Origin of the sequence: Methylobacterium sp. WL19 (genome assembly GCF_008040005.1) — a bacterium.
Lineage (GTDB): Bacteria > Pseudomonadota > Alphaproteobacteria > Rhizobiales > Beijerinckiaceae > Methylobacterium > Methylobacterium bullatum.
Map to the genome: position 1 here is coordinate 1 of NZ_VRVC01000099.1, position 19,548 is coordinate 19,548.

Annotated in this window: 22 protein-coding genes; 3 read left to right on the plus strand and 19 right to left on the minus strand. The window is 66.3% G+C overall.

Annotated features, from left to right (window positions below):
* The 9 genes from FV220_RS18030 to FV220_RS18070 form a co-directional block, all read right to left on the minus strand.
* A partial coding sequence (locus FV220_RS18030) for a DUF444 family protein (protein ID WP_147832775.1) occupies positions 1 to 298 on the minus strand: 298 nt, incomplete at its 3' end.
* Positions 299 to 522: 224 nt separating this feature from the next.
* Positions 523 to 2,475, minus strand: coding sequence for a PrkA family serine protein kinase (locus FV220_RS18035; RefSeq protein WP_026175676.1), 1,953 nt, complete (start codon positions 2,473 to 2,475; stop codon positions 523 to 525).
* A 182-nt stretch (positions 2,476 to 2,657) separates the two neighbouring features.
* Positions 2,658 to 3,107, minus strand: coding sequence for a hypothetical protein (locus tag FV220_RS18040; protein ID WP_018042328.1), 450 nt, complete (start codon positions 3,105 to 3,107; stop codon positions 2,658 to 2,660).
* A 140-nt stretch (positions 3,108 to 3,247) separates the two neighbouring features.
* Complete coding sequence (locus tag FV220_RS18045) at positions 3,248 to 3,727, minus strand: MerR family transcriptional regulator (protein WP_210322653.1); 480 nt, start codon at positions 3,725 to 3,727, stop codon at positions 3,248 to 3,250.
* Between the two features lie 104 nt (positions 3,728 to 3,831).
* Entirely contained in the window at positions 3,832 to 4,152 is a 321-nt protein-coding gene (locus tag FV220_RS18050; protein WP_018042326.1) for an integration host factor subunit alpha, read from the minus strand.
* 130 nt (positions 4,153 to 4,282) lie between these two features.
* On the minus strand, positions 4,283 to 5,260 hold the full coding sequence (locus FV220_RS18055; RefSeq protein WP_147832777.1) for a beta-ketoacyl-ACP synthase III: 978 nt from the start codon (positions 5,258 to 5,260) through the stop codon (positions 4,283 to 4,285).
* Between the two features lie 27 nt (positions 5,261 to 5,287).
* A complete protein-coding gene (gene plsX, locus FV220_RS18060; RefSeq protein ID WP_056255658.1) occupies positions 5,288 to 6,322 on the minus strand; it encodes a phosphate acyltransferase PlsX in 1,035 nt (344 codons plus the stop codon).
* A 239-nt stretch (positions 6,323 to 6,561) separates the two neighbouring features.
* On the minus strand, positions 6,562 to 7,068 hold the full coding sequence (locus FV220_RS18065; protein WP_056145843.1) for a DUF177 domain-containing protein: 507 nt from the start codon (positions 7,066 to 7,068) through the stop codon (positions 6,562 to 6,564).
* A gap of 1 nt (position 7,069) precedes the next feature.
* Positions 7,070 to 7,624 carry a ubiquinol-cytochrome C chaperone family protein gene (locus FV220_RS18070; RefSeq protein ID WP_147832778.1) on the minus strand — a complete coding sequence of 185 codons (555 nt, stop codon included), beginning with the start codon at positions 7,622 to 7,624 and terminating at the stop codon, positions 7,070 to 7,072.
* A 173-nt stretch (positions 7,625 to 7,797) separates the two neighbouring features.
* On the opposite strand from FV220_RS18070, the gene FV220_RS18075 reads away from it, so the two are divergent.
* Complete coding sequence (locus FV220_RS18075) at positions 7,798 to 8,295, plus strand: outer membrane protein assembly factor BamE (RefSeq protein WP_018042321.1); 498 nt, start codon at positions 7,798 to 7,800, stop codon at positions 8,293 to 8,295.
* A gap of 93 nt (positions 8,296 to 8,388) precedes the next feature.
* On the opposite strand, the gene hisA is transcribed toward FV220_RS18075, so the two are convergent.
* The 10 genes from hisA to FV220_RS18125 form a co-directional block, all read right to left on the minus strand.
* Positions 8,389 to 9,126, minus strand: a complete 738-nt coding sequence (gene hisA / locus FV220_RS18080; protein WP_018042320.1) for a 1-(5-phosphoribosyl)-5-[(5-phosphoribosylamino)methylideneamino]imidazole-4-carboxamide isomerase — start codon at positions 9,124 to 9,126, stop codon at positions 8,389 to 8,391.
* A 42-nt stretch (positions 9,127 to 9,168) separates the two neighbouring features.
* On the minus strand, positions 9,169 to 9,831 hold the full coding sequence (gene hisH / locus FV220_RS18085; RefSeq protein WP_147832779.1) for an imidazole glycerol phosphate synthase subunit HisH: 663 nt from the start codon (positions 9,829 to 9,831) through the stop codon (positions 9,169 to 9,171).
* A complete protein-coding gene (locus tag FV220_RS18090) occupies positions 9,828 to 10,316 on the minus strand; it encodes a DUF2628 domain-containing protein (protein WP_147832780.1) in 489 nt (162 codons plus the stop codon). The genes hisH and FV220_RS18090 overlap by 4 nt, the downstream gene beginning before the upstream one ends.
* 33 nt (positions 10,317 to 10,349) lie before the next feature.
* Positions 10,350 to 10,937: an imidazoleglycerol-phosphate dehydratase HisB gene (gene hisB / locus FV220_RS18095; RefSeq protein ID WP_018042317.1), complete on the minus strand. Its 588-nt coding sequence runs from the start codon at positions 10,935 to 10,937 to the stop codon at positions 10,350 to 10,352.
* A gap of 197 nt (positions 10,938 to 11,134) precedes the next feature.
* Positions 11,135 to 12,010 (minus strand): S-methyl-5'-thioadenosine phosphorylase, encoded by an 876-nt coding sequence (locus FV220_RS18100; RefSeq protein WP_018042316.1) that lies wholly within the window; start codon positions 12,008 to 12,010, stop codon positions 11,135 to 11,137.
* Between the two features lie 110 nt (positions 12,011 to 12,120).
* Complete coding sequence (locus tag FV220_RS18105) at positions 12,121 to 13,020, minus strand: cytochrome c1 (RefSeq protein WP_187273451.1); 900 nt, start codon at positions 13,018 to 13,020, stop codon at positions 12,121 to 12,123.
* A gap of 19 nt (positions 13,021 to 13,039) precedes the next feature.
* A complete protein-coding gene (locus FV220_RS18110; protein ID WP_018042314.1) occupies positions 13,040 to 14,323 on the minus strand; it encodes a cytochrome b N-terminal domain-containing protein in 1,284 nt (427 codons plus the stop codon).
* A 97-nt stretch (positions 14,324 to 14,420) separates the two neighbouring features.
* Positions 14,421 to 14,981 (minus strand): ubiquinol-cytochrome c reductase iron-sulfur subunit, encoded by a 561-nt coding sequence (petA, locus tag FV220_RS18115; protein ID WP_026175670.1) that lies wholly within the window; start codon positions 14,979 to 14,981, stop codon positions 14,421 to 14,423.
* 241 nt (positions 14,982 to 15,222) lie between these two features.
* Complete coding sequence (locus tag FV220_RS18120) at positions 15,223 to 16,635, minus strand: MATE family efflux transporter (protein WP_147832782.1); 1,413 nt, start codon at positions 16,633 to 16,635, stop codon at positions 15,223 to 15,225.
* Positions 16,632 to 18,500, minus strand: coding sequence for an ABC transporter ATP-binding protein (locus tag FV220_RS18125; RefSeq protein WP_147832783.1), 1,869 nt, complete (start codon positions 18,498 to 18,500; stop codon positions 16,632 to 16,634). Before FV220_RS18125 ends, FV220_RS18120 begins: the two co-directional genes overlap by 4 nt.
* A 98-nt stretch (positions 18,501 to 18,598) precedes the next feature.
* Between FV220_RS18125 and FV220_RS18130 the strand changes: the two genes are divergently transcribed.
* Positions 18,599 to 19,057, plus strand: a complete 459-nt coding sequence (locus FV220_RS18130) for a tRNA (cytidine(34)-2'-O)-methyltransferase (RefSeq protein WP_147832784.1) — start codon at positions 18,599 to 18,601, stop codon at positions 19,055 to 19,057.
* Between the two features lie 96 nt (positions 19,058 to 19,153).
* Positions 19,154 to 19,548, plus strand: a 395-nt coding sequence (locus FV220_RS18135; RefSeq protein WP_187273452.1) for a PspA/IM30 family protein, incomplete at its 3' end; no start/stop codon positions are given.

Sequence of the window (19,548 nt, forward strand, 5' to 3'; positions counted from 1 at the left end):
ACCCCTTGCCCCCGCCGCCGCCCGGCGGGCGCTCGATGCGGTCGCCTTCCACATAGGTCTTGTTGCCGGGCAGGATGTAGTCCTGCAGGCCGGTGCCGGACTGGCGGCTGAAGCGGGGCTCGCGCACGCCGTCTCCGGGAACCGTGACGCGCCCGTCCTTGCCCAGATCCTTGATGTCCTTCTCGCGGGCGGATTCGCGCACGGCGCGCTGGGCCATGTCCTTGACCCGGCGCAGGAAGCGCTGGCGATTTGGAAGGCTCTTGCCTCCGGGATTCAACCGACGGTCAACGATGTGCATCCGGTGCTTTCGTCCTCACCCTCAAGACCCTGGCCCCTGAGACCCTGGCAGGTTCGACGGTCGTGTCCGGCAGGCACCGCAATGCCCGCCGGCCCTCAGCAGGTTTCGCAGAAGTGGCCCCGGTTCTGCGATCAAAACCTGCGACACATCAAAGAGCTGAGCAGGGCGAAGCGTTGGCTTGCCAACGCGAACCTGCTTAGCCCGCGACCGGACGTGTCGCCGTCCTAACCCGCCTGCTTCACCCTCATGTACCACTCCACCAGACGGCGGACCTGCCGCTCGGTATAGCCTCGCGCGATCATGCGATCGACGAACTCACCGTGCTTCTTCTCCGTCTCGCCGTCCTTCTTGGAACCAAAGGAGATGACCGGAAGCAGTTCCTCCACCTGGCTGAACATCCGCCGCTCGATCACCTCGCGTAGCTTCTCGTAGGACGTCCAGGACGGGTTGCGCCCGCCATGCTGAGCCCGCGAGCGAAGGGCGAACTTGACGACCTCGTTGCGGAAATCCTTCGGGTTGGCGATGCCGGCCGGCTTCTCGATCTTGGTGAGCTCTTGGTTCAGGAGTTCACGGTTGAGGAGCTGCCCGGTCTCGGAATCCTTGAAGTCCTGATCCTCGATCCAGGCATCGGCGTAGTCGATGTAACGGTCGAACAGGTTCTGGCCGTAATCGTGATAGGATTCGAGATAGGCCTTCTGGATCTCATGGCCGATGAACTCGGCATAGCGCGGCGCGAGTTCGGTCTTGATGAACTCGAGATAGCGCTTCTCGGTCTCCGGCGGCAGCTGCTCGCGGCGCAGGGACTGTTCCAGCGTGTACATGAGATGGACGGGGTCGGCCGAGACTTCCGTCGTGTCGTGGTTGAACGTGGCCGCCATCACCTTGAAGGCGAAGCGGGTGGAGATGCCGTCCATCCCCTCGTCGACGCCGGCCGCATCCTTGTATTCCTGCATGGAACGGGCGCGGGGATCGACCTCGCGCAGGGATTCGCCGTCATAGACGCGCATCTTCGAGAAGGCGTTGGAATTGGCGTGCTCGCGCAAGCGGGAGAGCACGGAGAACCGGGCCAGCATTTCCAGCGTGCCGGGGGCGCAGGCCGCGTCCGCAAGTTCGGAGCCCGAGACCAGCTTCTCGTAGATCCGCTGTTCTTCGGTCACCCGCAGGCAGTAGGGCACCTTGATGACGTAGATACGGTCGATGAAGGCTTCGTTGTTCTTGTTAGTCTTGAAAGTCTGCCACTCGGACTCGTTCGAGTGCGCCAGAATGATGCCGGTGAACGGGATCGCACCGATATTCTCGGTCCCGACGTAATTGCCCTCCTGCGTCGCCGTGAGCAGCGGGTGCAGCATCTTGATGGGCGCCTTGAACATCTCGACGAATTCGAGGACGCCCTGGTTCGCCCGGTTGAGGCCACCGGAATAGGAGTAGGCGTCCGGGTCCGCCTGGGACAGGGTCTCGAGACGGCGGATGTCCACCTTGCCGACGAGGGACGAGATGTCCTGGTTGTTCTCGTCGCCGGGCTCGGTCTTGGCGATGCCGATCTGGCGCAGGCGCGAGGGCCGTACCTTGATCACCTTGAACTGCGAGATGTCACCGTTGAACTCGTCGAGGCGCTTCAAGGCCCAGGGGCTCATCAGGCCGGTGAGGCGACGGCGCGGAATGCCGTAGCGCTCCTGGATCTCGGCGCCCATCACCTCGGGGTCGAACAGGCCCAGCGGGCTCTCGAAGACCGGCGAGACCTCGTTGCCGGCCTTCAGCACGTAGATGGGGTGGACCTCCATCAGGGCCTTGAGGCGTTCGGCGAGGGACGACTTGCCGCCGCCGACGGGGCCGAGGAGGTAAAGGATCTGCTTGCGCTCCTCCAAGCCCTGCGCCGCGTGGCGGAAGAACGAGACGATCCGTTCGATCGTCTCCTCCATGCCGTAGAACTCGGAGAAGGCGGGATAGACCCGGATCGTCCGGTTCATGAATACCCGGCCGAGACGGGCGTCCTTGGCGGTGTCCACGAATTCCGGCTTGCCGATCGCGTCGAGGATACGCTCGGCCGCGGTGGCGTACATGAGGGGCTCGTCCCGGCAAGCCTCCATGAACTCGGAAAGGCTCATCTCCGTATCGCGGCGGGCCTCGTAACCGCGGGCAAAGCTCTGGAACAGGTCGTTCGTCGATGGCATTGGCATCCCGATCCCTTCACGACTGACGCAGCTTCATCCTGTCTCGGCTCGGATGCAACTGACAGGCCCAGTTTTGTCGCAGTGCGGTCGCGACGGCAATCGAGCGTGGGAAGCTTGCCACAGTACGGTGCCCGGCGGTGAGAATCGCAACCGCCGGACCCGTGATGTCGAAGGGGCTCAGGGCCGGATCACAGGTCCGTGGCACTCTTCTTCGTGTCGTCCCCGCCCTTCACGGCCGAGCCGCCGACGGTGATGGTGATGGTCTGGGTGCTGGTTTTCCCGTCGGCTTTCTTGACCTCGACCACGACCTCGTCCGTGCCGGTGAAGCCGTCCTTGCTCTGATAGAAGACGCCCGTCGCGGCGGTCTTCTTGTTGGGGCATTTGTGGCTCGACGGGGTGGTGACGCTGCCGGTCTTGGTGATGAGCGAGCCGTTCTTGGGCGAGGTGCTGATGCGGATCTCCGGCATGGAGCCCGGCTTGCAATCGTCCTTCAGGTTCGAGGCGATGAGGATGCGGACGCTCTTTCCGGGGGCCGCGGTCTCGGTGCGGGTCGCCGTATCCTGGGCCATGGCCGGGGCGCTGGCGAGCGCGAGAAACAGGCCTGCTGCGAGAAAGGCATTCGATTTGGCGGCGTACATCGGGCGGTCTCCGGTGATGCCTGGCGACCTTATGGGCTGACGTGTGTGTGACCGCCGTGGCCCGCTGCATGTGGGAAGGGGGGAGCCCGCCGTCGAGGGTATCGCGGCGTTTCCTTCGACACCCGAGCCGCGCGATCGTCCTAGCAGGAGCGGATTGCGAGATCCGACGGGTCGCTCAGGGTCTGCAACGCATCGCGGCATGCATGGAGGTCGTCGAGGACGGCCTGCAGGGCCAGCCGGTCGTCACCGAGCCGGTCGTCGTCGCTTGCCGCGCCGGGAGCGACCTCTTCGTCGGCCTCGTATTCCCCGGTGTCCAGATCTCGCTGGGTTGGGGCCGCCACTTCGGCCTCGCCGCGCCCCACCGACTGGACGAAGCGGATGCCGTTCTCCTTCAGAACGCGCTGAGCACCGCGAATGGTGTAGCCCTGCTCATGGAGCAGGCGTCGGATACCCCTGATCAGGTCTACGTCTTCCGGCCGGTAATAGCGCCGACCACCCGCGCGCTTCACCGGCCTGACCTGGGCGAACTTCGTCTCCCAGAACCGGAGAACGTGCTGCGGCACGTCGAGCTCGTCGGCCACTTCGCTGATCGTGCGAAATGCCCCGGGGCGTTTTTCCATCGTGTCGCGATTGTCCACGGAGCCGGGACCACTCCCCTCGAAGGAGCCGTCCCCGCCCCGCGCCCTATCGGCAGGAACCTTGACTGCCAGCGACATGGAAGACCTCAATCGTCGTCTTGTTCCGCGACGCCGTTGACGCCGTTGATCCGGGACTTGAGCACGTTGGACGGCTTGAATACCATGACCTGGCGCGGCTCGATGGCCACTTCGACGCCGGTCTTGGGGTTGCGGCCCACGCGCCGGCCCTTGCCGCGAACGACGAAGGACCCGAACGACGACAGCTTCACCGTTTCACCGGAAGCGAGGCAGGTGCAGATCTCGGACAGCACGGTTTCGACGAGCGCTGCCGATTCCGTCCGCGACAGCCCGACCTGCTGATAGACGGCCTCGCTCAGATCGGCGCGTGTGACCGTCTTCCCTGCCATGCGTCATTCCCCAAAACGAATCGTATTTTCTGACGTATCTCTATGATCGGACACGCTAATCTGCGTTAAGCCGCAGGTCAACAGGACTTGATGGTCAAGCCTCGGCAGTGTGCTCGACCCCGGGCTCGCCTCACCAGCGGATCAGGGCGGCACCCCAGGTGAAACCGCCGCCGATGGCCTCGATCATGACGAGGTCGCGGCGCTTGATCCGACCGTCCTTGCGGGCCGCATCGAGGGCGAGCGGGATGGACGCCGCCGAGGTATTGCCATGCCGGTCGACTGTGAGGACGACCTTACCGCGGTCTATACCGAGCTTGTCGGCGGAGGCCTCGATGATGCGACGGTTCGCCTGATGCGGCACGAACCATGTCAGGTCGTCGGCGCTCGTCCCCGTGGCGGCGAATGCGTCGGCGATGACATCCGTTACGGAGCCCACGGCGAAGCGGAAGACCTCCTTGCCCTCCATCCGCAGATGACCGGTCGTGCCGGTGGAGCCGGGTCCGCCATCGACGTAGAGTTTCTCACGGTGCCGTCCGTCGGAACGCAGATGGCTGGTGAGCACGCCGCGATCCTCGTTCGTCCCTTCCCCGTCCTGGGCCTCGAGGACGATCGCCCCGGCGCCGTCGCCGAACAGCACGCAGGTCGTGCGGTCCTCCCAGTCGAGGATGCGCGAGAACGTCTCGGCGCCGACCACGAGGGCGCGCCGCACGCTTCCGCTCGCGATGAACTTGTCGGCGGTGGAGACGCCGTAGACGAAGCCCGCGCAGACCGCCTGGATATCGAAGGCGAAGCCGGAGCGGATGCCCAGCCCCGCCTGGATCTGGGTCGCCACCGAGGGGAACGTATGGTCCGGCGTCGAGGTGGCGCAGAGGACGAGGTCGATATCCTCCGGCCCGAGCCCGGCATCGTCCAGGGCGGCTTTGGCGGCCGCGATCCCCAAGGTCGACGTGGTCTCGCCGGCACCCGCGAGGTAGCGCTGGCGGATGCCCGTGCGCTGCACGATCCATTCGTCGGACGTGTCGACGGTCTTCGTCAACTCGTCGTTCGTCACGAGACGTGCGGGCAGGGCCGAGCCCGTTCCCACCACTACGGAGCGTGTAACCGCCATGTCAGATCCGATCCGGCATCGACCACCTCATGCGGAGGCGGCCATGGGCGTGAGTTCGAGCATGTCGCGAATGGTCCGCATCAGGTCGTGCCGCGCCATATCGTGCGCGAGATCGACGGCGGCCGCGAAGCCATGGGCGTCTTCCGAGCCATGGCTCTTGATGACGATGCCCTCGAGGCCGAGGAACACGCCGCCATTGGCCCGGCTCGGGTTCATTTTGTCGCGCAATGCCTTGAAGGCCTGCCGGGCGAAGAAGTAGCCGATCTTGGCCGAGAGGGTCCGGCTCATGGCCGCGCGCAGGTAACTGCCGATCTGCTTGGCCGTGCCCTCCGCGGTCTTCAGCGCGATATTGCCGGTGAAGCCTTCGGTGACCACCACGTCCACGGTGCCCTTGCCGAGGTCGTTGCCTTCCACGAAGCCGTGATAGGTCAGGTTCGGCAGATCGCTTTCGCGCAGGCGCCGGGCGGCTTCCTTCACCGCCTCGTTGCCCTTCATCTCCTCGGTCCCGACATTGAGCAGGCCCACCGTCGGCTTATCCAGATCGAACACGATCCTGGCCATGGCGGCGCCCATCAGCGCCATCTCCACGAGATGCTCTGCATCAGTGCCGATGGTGGCGCCCACATCCAGGACGACGCTCTCGCCGCGCACGGTGGGCCAGAGGCAGGCGATGGCAGGGCGCTCGATGCCGGCCAAGGTCTTCAGGCAGATCTTCGACATCGCCATGAGTGCGCCGGTATTGCCGGCGGAGACGGCCGCATCGGCTTCCCCGTCCTTGACCGCCTGGATCGCGCGCCACATCGAAGACTTGCCGCGCCCGGAGCGGACGGCCTGACTCGGCTTCTCGTCCATGGAGATCGCCACGGTGGTGTGCCTGATCTCCACCGCCCCCTTCAGGCGTGGTTCGGCCGCCACCAGCGGGGCGAGGATGGCCTCGTCCCCGAACATCAGGAACGTCATCTCGGGATGGCGCTCGCGCGCGATGGCGGCGCCCGGCACCACGGTCGTGGGACCGTGGTCGCCGCCCATGGCGTCGAGCGAGATGCACACTCTTTGGGACATGAGGTTCGGCCGGAGGCCTCTTTCAGGATGGACAGACCCTTCTCGAGCGAAGGATCGACGGAACGCCCTTCGGCGAGACGGGATCGACGAGAGGCCTGAACCCGCATGGGCGGACCCTTCCTCGGCGCGGCGGAAAATAGCGGTTCGAGCCCGGCGGGCAAACGAAATCTCAGCTTTTGCGGAATCCGCGGTTCGCCCCCGGCTCCGTCACTCTGCAAATCCGTTGCCGGGGCCGGAATTCACGCGTCGTCCTGCTTCAGCGTCTTGAGGATGGCCAGCGGCGATTCCCGCTCCTCGGCCACCGGCTCGAAGGCGATGCCGGGCTTGCGCGGATAAGGGTCGAGGCCGAGCGCCAGGAATTCGGCGGTGACCTGTCCGAGGTCGATCGTGCCGTTGACGATCGGATCCGGGATGTCGGTCTCCTCGTCGCCGGCCTCCTTCTCCGGTTCGCGATCGCTGAACACGATCTCGACGGGCTCGGAAACCTCCGCCTCGAACGGCTCCAGGCTGATCGTGCAGACCTGCGTGACGACGGCCGAGACCGTGCCGGTGATGACGAGATGCGCGGACGTTCCGCTCCATTGCAGCTGGCCCACGAGGTCGCGGACGGCCGGGATTCGGAAATCCGCAGCCAGGGCCGCCTCCTCCTCCGGTGTCGCCTTGATGACGATTCCTGCCCTGTCCCTGGGCAGGCGGTCGACCCGGAAGGGCCGCGACAAGGGCGCAACCGCCGACTTTGCCGTCATGTCAGATATCTCCCGATTGGTTGAGGTTCAGCGGGGATGGGAAGCCCGGCCCGTGCGATATGAGGTGATCGAGGTCGCGTCCATCGAGCAGGTCGACGCTGCTCAGCACGTAGCGCGCTAGGCCGGCACCGGCCTCCGGCGTCTCGGTACCGATGACGTTGCGCGCCAGGGCGGCCTTCAGGCCGTCCTCGTCCCTCGCATCGAGGGCGCCGTCGTAACCCGCCGCACGACCGTAGAAGGCCGCACCCAGTTTCTTCATGCGCTTGGGCACGCCGAAATCGCCGACACCGAGTTCGCGCAGCGAGGAATCCAGCTGCAGGAAGACTGCGTTGATCAGATCCTGGGCGATGTCCGCCGCGGGCTGCGGCAACTGGTTCATCCGCCGCAGGACCAGGATGACGTGGAGCGTCAGGCATTCGAAACGACCCTCCACGGTGTCGGGGACGCCGAGATGGGTATAGAGGGCCGGCTCCCGCGAGGCTTCGTTGATCCGCAGATGCAACGCCTCAACGACGCTGGCGCGCGCGGAGCTTCGCTTGAAGAATCGCGAAATCATGCCGTCCACCGGAGGCGGGAGGGGTGTGGCCGAGCTTGCCTTGTCAAAACCATAACCTCGCGGTACGGCAACCGACAGCCAGGGCGCAAGCTCCACCGGAACGTCCAGGTGGAGATCGGCACCGAGCTATGACGTTCAAACGTCGTGTTGTCTCAACGGATCAAGGGTGGCTGATGTCGCGCCGTTTCGTCTCGTCGATCAGCCGTCTCGCCGTCATCGGCCTTGTCGGCGTGGGAATCTCCGGCTGCATCGGTGAGGATCTCCGGCACGGATACCAGATCGATCAAGCCGCCCTCGCCACGGTGAAGCCGGGCATGAGCGCGGAGCAGGTCCTCCAGATCCTCGGCTCTCCGTCCACGGTCTCCACCGTCGGCAACAAGACGTGGTATTACATCACCCAGAACTCGCGCCGCACGGTGCTGTTCCTCGGGGAGCAGGTGGAGGACCAGAAGGTCACCACCATCTATTTCAACGCCGGCTTCAAGGTGGAGCGTATCGCCCTCTACGGCCTGCAGGACGGCAAGGTGTTCGACTTCATCGAGCGCACCACGCCGACCAGCGGCGCGGATCGCGCCTTCCTCGGCCAGCTGTTCCGCGGCCTCACCAAGTACGAGCCGTTCGGCAGCGGCTCGGGCACGAGCATCGTGCCGGGTGCCAAGAACGGCCTCTGACGAGAGCGGCCTTTCGCGGGAAACGAAAAAGCCGCGCGCCCCATGGGACGCGCGGCTTTTTCATATCTCTTGCGAACGTGGAACGACGAAGGCCTACGCGGCCGCCTTGCGGGCGATGGCGGCGAGCGCCTCTCGCGGGTCGATGCGACCGTCATAGAGCGCCCGCCCGGTGATCGCGCCGGCCAGCATCGCGCAATCCGGCTCCAGCAGACGATGGACGTCCTCGATGGAGGCTAGGCCGCCCGAGGCGATGACCGGGATCGTCACGGCCTCGGCGAGGGCGAGGGTCATCTCGATGTTCAGGCCCTTGAGGATGCCGTCGCGGGCGATGTCGGTGTAGATGATGGCGGCAACGCCCGCGTCCTCGAACCGACGTCCGAGTTCCTCAGCCGTCGTGCTGGAGGTCTTGGCCCAGCCTTCCACCGCCACGCGACCGTCCTTGGCATCGACACCGACGGCGATCTTGCCCGGATACAGGCGGGCCGCCTCGCGTACGAAGGCCGGATCGCGTACGGCGGCCGTGCCGATGATGACCCGACTGACACCCTTCTCGATCCAGGCCTCGACGGTGCGCATCTCGCGGATACCGCCGCCGAGCTGGACCGGAAGGTTCGTGCGGGCGAGGATGGCATCGACGGCGGAGGCGTTCATCGGAGCGCCGGCGAAGGCGCCGTCGAGATCGACCACGTGAAGCCAGGAGAAGCCCTGCTCCTCGAACACGCTCGCCTGGGCGGCCGGATCGTCGCTGAAGACGATGGCTTGCGCCATGTCCCCCTGGACGAGGCGAACGCAACGCCCTTCCTTGAGATCGATCGCCGGAAACAGGATCACGGTGAATGTCGCTTTCTGAATGTCGATGAGCCGATGGGCCGTCTACGGGCGCCAACGCAGGAAGTTCGCGAGCAGTGCCAGACCGAGATGCTGGCTCTTCTCAGGGTGGAACTGGGTGCCGGCGACGTTGTCCCGGGCCACGAGGGCGGTGACCGGTCCGCCATACTCGCTCTCCGCGACCACATCCGTCCGGTCCGTCGGGTCGAGGGCGTAGCTGTGCACGAAATAGGCGTGCAGCCCATCCTCCCCCGTGGGGATGCCGTCGAGGAGCGCATGCGGACGCTCGGGCCGCAGGGTGTTCCACCCCATATGCGGGATCTTGAGGTCGGGATCGGACGGGCGGATCGGGCGGACATCGCCGGCGATCCAGCCGAGCCCCGGCGTGATCTCGTATTCGAGACCCCGGCTTGCGAGGAGTTGCATGCCGACGCAGATGCCCAGGAACGGGCGGCCCCGGTCATGCGCCGCATGCGTCATCGCCTCGACCATGCCGTCGACGGAATCGAGGCCCTTGCGGCAATCGGCATAGGCACCGACACCGGGGAGAACCACGCGGTCGGCGGACGACACCGTGTCGGGATCGCTGGTGACGACGATGCGGGTCGCGCTCAGTCCCGCCTCGCGGGCGGCGCGCTCGAACGCCTTGGCGGCCGAATGCAGGTTGCCCGACCCGTAATCGATGATCGCGACGGTCTCGGACATCATGACCGACGGGGCTCGGCGAAGGGGAACATGCCGAGGGCGGTATCGACCGGACGCAGAGATGCCGCGGGATAGGCGCTCGGACCCGAGCGGACCACGGGGGGAGCCGTCAGCCAGCGGTTCACGGCCTTGATCTCGGCCTCTTCGGCGGAATGAGCGACCACGGCATCGCGGGTGGGACGACCACGCCTGGCATAGGTCCAGCGGCGCAGGCTGGACGCCTCCATCCCCACGAGGAGGAGGAGCAGGACCGTGATCAGGAAGCCCGCGAAGGTGCCGAGCCCCAGGAAACGGCCGGCGAAACCGGCTGCCACGAGCAGGGCCAGCACACCGAGACCGGCCAGCCAGAGCCGATGGAAGAAGAACCACAGCGGACCGAACACGAACGCCCGCAGCGAGAAGCCGTCCGGAACCAGGACGGCACTCTCGAGGCCGTGGGATTCGCCGGCGATGGTGTCCGATGGCAGATGGAACGTGTAGGTGCGCATGCGTGTGTCCGCCTCTTCCCGCCCGTGAAAGCCCTACAGAGAACCCTTCGTCGAGGGGATGCGACCTTCCTCACGCGGATCGACCGCAACGGCTTTCCGCAAGGCGCGGGCCAAGCCCTTGAAGCAGCTCTCCGCGATATGGTGAGCGTTGTCACCGTACAAGGTCTCGACGTGCAGGGTGATCCCGGCATTCATGGCGAAGGCCTGGAACCACTCGCGAACCAGCTCGGTGTCGAACTGCCCGATCTTCTCCGCCTTGAACGCGGTGCGGAAGACGAGGAACGGCCGCCCGGAAATGTCGATGGAGACCCGTGTCAGCGCTTCGTCCATGGGCAGGTGGATGTCCGCGTAGCGGGCGATGCCCCGCTTGTCGCCCAGTGCCTGGGCAAAGGCCTGACCGAGGGCGATTCCGGTATCCTCGACGGTGTGGTGGTGATCCACATGGAGGTCGCCGGTGACCTTGGCCTCCACGTCGAACAGCCCGTGCCGGGCGAAGAGCTCCAGCATATGGTCGAAGAACCCGACCCCCGTCGAAATCGCCGCCTTGCCGGTTCCATCGAGCCCGATGGACACGTGGACGTCGGTCTCCGCCGTGCGGCGGCTGATGCTCGCGGAACGCATCGTCGAAGGGTCGCTCATGGTTTGACCGTCACGTGAAGGGCCGTCTTCTGAAGCATCGGCGTGGATGATCGATGCAACGTCTCGGCTCGATGCCGAACGCATACACCGGATCATCGATCCGGATGGGATATCGGGATCAACGCTCTAGAGGCAAATGCCTTCTCGTGGGAAGGCCTTGCCATCGAATGCCTGCATGGTCAGGCGGCGAGGACCCGGCCCGCCACCGCGTCGAGCTTGGCCAGCAGCTCGGGATCGCGGTGGGACGGAGCCGTCATGATCGCGCCGTCGAGGGCGCGATGCGAGCCCGCTGGGCATTCCTCCCGCTCCGTGGGGAAATCGCGGGCGATCCGCGAGACGAGGCGGGCGGCCTTGTCCGCATTCGCGCGGGCGACGGCGACGACGGATGCCACGTCCACATCGGCATGGCCCGGATGCCAGCAATCGAAATCCGTCACCATGGCGATGGTGGCGAAGGTGATCTCCGCCTCACGGGCGAGCTTGGCCTCGGGCATGTTGGTCATGCCAATTACGTCGTAGCCCAGGCCCTTGTAGGTGCGGGACTCGGCGAAGGACGAGAATTGCGGGCCTTCCATGCAGACATAAGTGCCGCCGCGATGGATCGGCAGATCCTCGGCCGCTGCCGCTGCGGCGATGCGAGCCTGGAGGGCCGGCCCGACGGGGTGGGCGAAGGGCACGTGGGCGACGCAGCCATTGCCGAAGAACGAGGATTCCCGGCCATGGGTGCGGTCGACGAACTGGTCGACGAGGACGAACAGGCCCGGATGCAGCTCGCTCCTGAACGACCCACAGGCCGAGATCGACACGAGGTCGGTGACGCCGGCCCGTTTCATGACGTCGATATTGGCGCGGTAGTTGATGCCGGACGGAGAAAGACGGTGGCCGCGTCCGTGACGGGCGAGGAAGACCACCTTGGTCGCGCCGATCCGGCCGATCCGCAGCGAATCGGAGGGCTCCCCCCAGGGAGAACGGATCGCCTCCTCGCGAATGTCTTCGAGGCCCGGCAGATCGTAGACACCGGATCCGCCCATCACGCCGAGCACTGCTGCGGTCATGCCGAATCTCCTGTCGTCGTCGCGATGGCGCGTCGGGCGCGCCGTCATGGTGGAAACGAAAACGGGCCCGCGACAGCGAGCCCGTTCGTCGTGATCCGCCTTTAAGGGGCTCAGCTCGTCTTGTGAAGCTCCGGCTGCATGCCATGAGCTTCGCCGCCCACATCCGCCCAGACCTTCTTCTTCACGTAGTAGAGAAGGCCCGACAGGACGAGCAGGAACAGGATGACGCGGAAGCCCAGGGCCTTGCGGGCCTCCATGTGCGGCTCGGCCGCCCAGGACATGAACGCCGCCACGTCGTGCGAGTATTGCTCCGCCGTCTCGGGAACGACGGGGTTGCCGTCGGCGCCCTTGGCGTAGGTCACCTGGCCGTCGCTCAGGGGCTTGGCCATCGCGATGAGGTGGCCGGGATAGTACTTGTTGTAGTTCGTGCCCGCCGGGACATCCATTCCCTTCGGGGCGTCCTCGTAGCCGTTCAGGAGCGCATGGATGTAGTCCACGCCCTGTTCCGAATAGCCGATGAAGGGCATCGCATCGAAGATGAAGTAGGGGAAGCCGCGCTCGTAGGTGCGGGCCTTGGCCAGCACCGAGAAGTCGGGCGGGGCCTTGCCGCCATTGGCGGCGGCGGCGGCTTTCTCGTTCGGGAAGGGCGACGGGAAGGCGTCGGCCGGGCGACCGGGCCGCTCGAACATGTCGCCGGAATCGTTCGGCCCGTCCTTGATCTTGTACTCGGCCGAAAGAGCCTTGACCTGTCCCGCCGTGAAGCCCGGCCCGCCCTTCTCGGCGAGGTTGCGGAACTTCACGAGGTTCATGCTGTGGCAGTTGGAGCAGACCTCCCGATAGATCTGAAAGCCGCGCTGCAGCTGGGCCTCGTCGAACTTGCCGAACACGCCGGCGAAGCTCCACTTCTCGCGGGGCGGGTTCGGGGTCGAGTGACTGCCCTCGGCGCCGGCCGAAGCCGAGCCGAGAAGGATCGCGATGAGCGTGGCGGCGAGGACGCGCGATGTGTTCATGCTGTTCACGATCCGCACCTCAACCCTTCGACGATGGCGCGGCGGCCGCACCGGCTGGCATACCCGAACCGCCATATTGCGGATGAGGTCCGGTCACGCTCTCCAGGATCGATCCCGGCATGGCCTTCGGCGTCTCGAACAGCCCCACCAGCGGCATCACGATGAGGAAATGCGCGAAGTAGTAGGCAGTGCAGATCCGCGAGGCGAGGACGTAGCCGCCTTCCGGTGGCTTGGCGCCGAGCCATCCGAGAATCACGCAGACGGCCACGAACAGCCAGAAGAACTGGCGGTAGATCGGGCGGTAGTTGGCCGAGCGGACCCGCGACGTGTCGAGCCAGGGCGCGAAGGCCAGGATGATCACGGCGCTGAACATCAGGATGACGCCGCCGAGCTTGTCCGGCACCGCGCGGAGGATCGCGTAGAAGGGCAGGAAGTACCATTCCGGCACGATGTGGGCGGGTGTCACCGAGGCGTTGGCGGGGACGTAATTGTCCGCGTGGCCCAGGTAGTTCGGCTGGTAGAAGATCCAGTAGGCGAAGAAGACGAAGAACACGACGACGGCGAAGACGTCCTTGATCGTCGCGTAGGGCGTGAACGGCACCGCGTCCTTGCCGCTCTTGATCGGGATGCCGGTCGGGTTGTTCTGACCGGTGACGTGCAGTGCCCAGACGTGGAGGACCACGACGCCGAGGATCATGAAGGGCAGCAGGTAGTGAAGCGAGAAGAAGCGGTTGATCGTCGGGTTGCCGACGGAATAGCCGCCCCAGAGAAGGCTCTGGATCGTGTCGCCGACGATCGGGATCGCGGCCAGGATGTTGGTGATGACGGTGGCGCCCCAGAAGCTCATCTGGCCCCACGGCAGGGTGTAGCCGAGGAAGGCGGTGGCCATCATCAGGAGGTAGATGATGACGCCCAGGATGTAGAGCACCTCGCGCGGGGCCTTGTACGACCCGTAATAGAGCGCGCGGAAGATGTGGACGTAGACCGCCACGAAGAACATCGAGGCGCCGTTGGCGTGCATGTAGCGCAGCAACCAGCCGTAATTCACGTCGCGCATGATGTGCTCGACGGAGTTGAAGGCGTTGCCGGCGGAGGGGTCGTAATGCATCGCCAGCCAGATGCCGGTGACGATCTGCGACATCAGCATGGCCATCAGGATGGCGCCGAAGGTCCAGAAATAGTTGAGGTTCCGCGGGACCGGGAAGGCGATGAACGACGAATGGACCAGCCCGACGATGGGCAGCCGCGATTCGAACCACTTGGCGATCCGACTCTTGGGGACGTAGGTGGCGTGACCGCTCATGTGGTTACCCGCTTCGAAGTCTGTTTCGCTCTGATCCGTCGCGTGCCCTCGCGCGTCGGACCCCCTCCCTCACCGCCCATGGGCGATGGTCCCGAGATCAGGCGACGGCCTTACCGCCGTCTTCACCGATCCGGATCTTGGTGTCGTTCAGGAACGCGTAGGGGGGAACCGGCAGGTTGGTCGGCGCCGGTCCACGGCGCACGCGGCCGGACGTGTCGTAGAGCGAGCCGTGGCAGGGGCAGGACCAGCCTTCGTACTGGCCCTGATGCCCGATCGGGACGCAGCCGAGATGGGTGCAGTTGCCGTAGACCACGAGCCATTTGGCGTGGCCTTCCTTGACGCGGGCGGAATCAGGCTGAGGGTCGATGAGCTCGCTGAGTTTCACGGCCTCGGATTCCTTGATCTCCTTCTCGGAACGGTTCCGCACGAAGATCAGCTTGCCGCGCCAGAACACGTTGACGATCTGGCCCTCCTGGATCGGCGTGAGATCCACTTCGAGGGGGGCGCCGGCCGCGATCACTTCCGCGTCGGGCGCCATCGACGCCACGAAGGGCCAGGCCAACGCACCGGCGCCCACGGCGAGGCCCGCACCGGTCGCCAGGAACAGGAAGTCGCGGCGGGAGCCGTCGGGACCTGATGTGGGAGGGGTGTTCGCCAAGATGGACACTCCGGTCAGGATGGCGCCGGCTCGGGCCGCCCGCAGATCGAGGACGCGCCGCTTCCGTTCGCCGACAATTAGAGGCGCTCGAAAGAAGCACGCAGCGCAGACGCAGACACGATTGTACCGGGCGGTGCAATGCGACCGGGCGTCACCCGAGACGAGCCTTCTGAGGCACGTTTGTCTGGCACGCCAGATGCGAATTTGTCCAGAGTAGGTCCGTGACGGGACGCGGCATTCGTCACGGGCGCACAATGACGCTGCCACTGAGGGACAGCCAGCGCCGCACCAGCATCACGGCGACCACCGCCAGACCGGCGCAGAACCCCATCCAGATCCCCGAGCCGCCGTATCCGAGCCCCCAGGCGGCGAGGATGCCGGCCGGAATGCCGACGATCCAGTAGCCGAACAGGGCGATGGCCATGGGAATGCGCGTGTCCTGCATCCCCCGCAGGGCGCCGAGCACCACCGACTGGATGCCGTCCGCCATGGCGAAGAGCGCGGCGAAGCCAATGAAGGTGATCGCATAGGGGATCACTTCGGCATTGCCGGGAGCTTCCAGATCGAGGAACAGCCCGATCAGCGGGCGCGGCAGGGTCACCTGTGCGAGGGCGCATGCGCTCATGAAGCCGAAGCCCAGGAGGATCGCGATGGTGCCGGCCCGGCGCATAGCCATGCGGTCCCCCGCCCCGAAGGCGCGGCCGACCCTCACCGTGGCCGCCTGCCCGATGCCGTTGGGCACCATGAAGCAGATCGCGGCGATCTGGATCGTCACCGCATGGGCCGCAAGCGGCGCCGTACCGAACAGGCCCATGCCGAGGACGGCGGCCTCGAACAGGCTCGCCTCGGCCAGACCCGTCGCCGCCATGGGCAGGCCGAGGCGGAACATGGTCGCGAGGCGCGCGGCATTGGGGCTCCAGACACCGAGGAAGAGCCGTCGCCGGCGAAGGGACGGCGCCAGCATCATCACGCCGACGAGGGCGGCCAGGGATAAAAACGCGGCCAGCGTCGTGGCGAGGCCGACACCGACCATACCGAGGCCGAGCAGCCCCGGCCCCTCGAAGGCGAGCCAGATTGCGAGCCCGACATTCACCGGCAGCGCCGCGATGCTGATGGCTAGGGGCCAGCCGGGCCGCTCCAGGGCGGAGAGGCTGGCGCGCAGGGCCATGAACGCCAAAGCCGGCCACATCGACCATTGCAGGGCGCGCATGTAGAGGCCGGCATCCTCGGCGAGCTTCGGCTGCTGTCCCATCGCGAGAAGCAGGGGCTCGGTGTGCCAGAGCGCCAGCATCACCGGGACGATCGCGATGGTGACGGCCCATAGCCCGGCCCCCACGATGCGGCGCACGTCGTCATCGGCGGAATCGCCACGGCCGACCGCGCCCGCGATCAGGGGGGAGACCGCCGAGGCGAGGCCGATCCCGCAGATGAACAGGATGAAGTAGAGGCTCGTCGCCAGGGCGCCGGCCGCGAGCGGCTCCGCGCCGAGACGCCCGAGGAGCACCACATCGGCCGTGACGAGGCCATGCTGCGCGAGATTGGTCAGGATCAGCGGGGCGGCCAGAACCAGTGTCGCCCGCAGCTCCGTGAGCCACGGACCGCGCGAGGGCCGCCGCCGCTCAGCTGCCCCAGCCGAAACGTCGAGGGCGATCATTCCGCTGCGTCCTCGTAGACGGTCGGCGTGACGTCACCGAGAAAGCCGCCGGACTGGCGCTCCCACAGGCGCGCATAGAGCCCACCGGTGCGGATCAGTTCCGCATGGGTCCCCTCCTCCACGATACGCCCGGCATCGATCACGATCAGCCGGTCGAGGGCTGCGATTGTGGAAAGCCGGTGCGCGATGGCAAGCACGGTCTTGCCCTGCATGAGGGTGTCGAGACTGTCCTGGATCGCCGCCTCGACCTGGCTGTCGAGAGCGGATGTCGCCTCGTCTAGGATCAGGATCGGCGCGTTCTTCAGGATGACGCGCGCGATGGCGATGCGCTGGCGCTGGCCGCCGGAGAGCTTCACGCCCCGCTCGCCGACCTGGGCGTCGTAGCCTGTCCGACCCTTGTTATCGACGAGGCCGGCAATGAACCCGTCAGCCTCCGCCAGACGCGCCGCCCGCTGGATCTCCTCCAGCGTCGCGTCCGGTCTGCCATAGGCGATGTTGTCGCGGATCGACCGGTGCAGGAGAGAGGTGTCCTGCGTCACCATGGCGATCGCTCCGCGCAGCGATTCCTGCGTGACGCCGGCGATGTCCTGGCCGTCGATGAGGATCCGGCCGTTCTGGATGTCGTGCAGCCGAAGCAGAAGCGCGGTCAGCGTGGTCTTGCCCGCGCCGCTGATTCCGACAAGGCCGACCTTCTCACCCGGGCGGATATGCAGGCTGAAATCCTGGATGACGGACGGTGTGCCGTCGCCGTAGCGGAAGCCGACCCGGTCGAAGCGGATGTCGCCGCCGCTCACTGCGAGGGTCCGGGCGTCGGGCCGGTCGACGATCCCGTGAGGCCGCGAGATCGTCTGCATGCTCTCTTGGATCACGCCGACATTCTCGAAAATGCCGCGCACCGTCTGCATCACCCAGCCGGACATCGCCATCAGGCGCAGGACGAGGGCCAGACCCGCCGCCGCCTCGCCGGTGGTCATGCCGCCCCGCCGCCACAGGACGAAGCAGGCCGTGGCGGTGGCGACGATGAGCGCGCTGTTGAGCAGGCCCAGCAGCGTCGTGGTGGTGGTGACGAGCCGGAACTGGTGGAGATGGGCGACCGTATGCACGTCGATGGCGTCGCGCACGGCCGCGCGCTCCTCGCGGTCGCGGGCGAAGAGCTTCACCGTGAGGATGTTGGTGTAGCTGTCGACGATCCGACCGATGAGGAGGGAGCGCGTATCGGCCGTCACGAGGGAGCGCGCACGGGCACGGGGCACGAACCACCAAGTCAGCACCGAATAGGCCGCGACCCAGACAACCACCGGCAGGGCCATCCAGAGGGAGATGGAGCCGAACAGGCCCACCGCCGTGACGGCGTAAATCGCCACGTAGAGCAGCGTATCGATGAAGACCACGGCCAGTTCGCGCACGGCCGGGCCGACCTGAACGACGCGGTTGGCGAGCCGGCCGGCGAAATCCGCTTGGAAATACGAAAGCGAGTGACCGAGGGTGTAGAGATGCGTGCGCCAGCGGACCTGGTTGGTCGCCTGCGGCACGAGGAGCTGGTTCGACATCACCTCGTGCAGCCAGACCGTGAAGGGTCGCACCACGAGAAGCAGCATCGCCGCGAGGCCGATCTTGAAGCCGTGCTCCTCCAGTACCGTCGCACGGTCGGCCGTGTTCAGGAGATCGATGAACCAGCCCATGAGCAGGTAGAGCGACGCTTCCACCGTTCCGGCCGCGATGGCCACGAGGAAGAGCAGCACCAGGGCAACCCGCATCGGCTTCAGGTAGAAGGCAGCGAAGCCCGTCACCGTCTTGGGAGGCATCCGGCCGTCTTCGAAGGACGCGAACGGGTCGATGCGGCGCTCGAGCCAATCGAGAAACATGATCTGGTCCGGTGTTGGAGACTTGCCTGAGGTAGTGGGCCTTGACGACGTGCCAACCGCGAGGCGATGCCGCAGACGCAATGCAGCCGCCCGGTCCGATGCTCCGTCTCGCCCTCTACCAGCCCGACATTCCCCAGAATACGGGGACGATCCTGCGGATGGCAGCGTGCCTCGACGTGGCCGTCGACATCATCGAGCCGGCAGGATTCGATGTGTCCGACCGGCATCTGCGCCGTTCGGGCCTCGATTATCTCGACCATGTGGCGATCACGAGGCATCGCTCCTGGGCGGCCTTCTCGCAGTGGCGGGAAGCGACCGGCACGAGGCTCGTCCTCGCCACGACCACCGGCGCCCTCCCCTACACCGCCTTCGCCTTCCTCCCCGGCGACTGCATCCTGCTGGGTCGGGAATCGGCGGGCGTCCCCGCATCCGTCCACGAGGCGGCCGATGCCCGGATCGTCATTCCCATCCGCGAGGGCATGCGCTCGCTCAACATCGCCGTGGCGGCGGCGATGATCCTCGGCGAGGGGCTGAGACAGATCGGGTCGAGCGCGTGACATGATTTTGAACGGTGTGCAGTTCAGCACTTGAACAGCGTGCAAATATCGGCGAGACCATGAGTGTGAACAGCGTTCAAACGCCGGAGGCACACCATGCTCAAGTTGTTTCGGCTCCTCGCCCGCGGCGCCGCCGCCCGGGCCGAGGAAGAGGTGATCGATCGCCACGCCCTGCTCATCCTCGATCAGCAGATCCGGGAGACGCGGGTCTCCCTGGAGCGCAGCCGCCAGGCCCTCGCCGCCGCAATGGCGGGTGACAAGGCGGAAGGCCGGCGTTTCGCCGAGGTGGAAGCCCGCGCGGCAGATCTCGAAGAGCGCGCCCTGGCGGCCTTAGCGGCGGGACGCGAGGAGCTGGCGGCCGAGGCGGCGGAGGCCATCGCGGAGCTCGAAGCCGAACGCGACGCCATCGGTGAGGCACGCCTGAGATTCGCCCGCGAGGTCGCCCGCATCCGCTCCGTCGTCGCCGACGCCACGCGCCGGCAGAGCGAGCT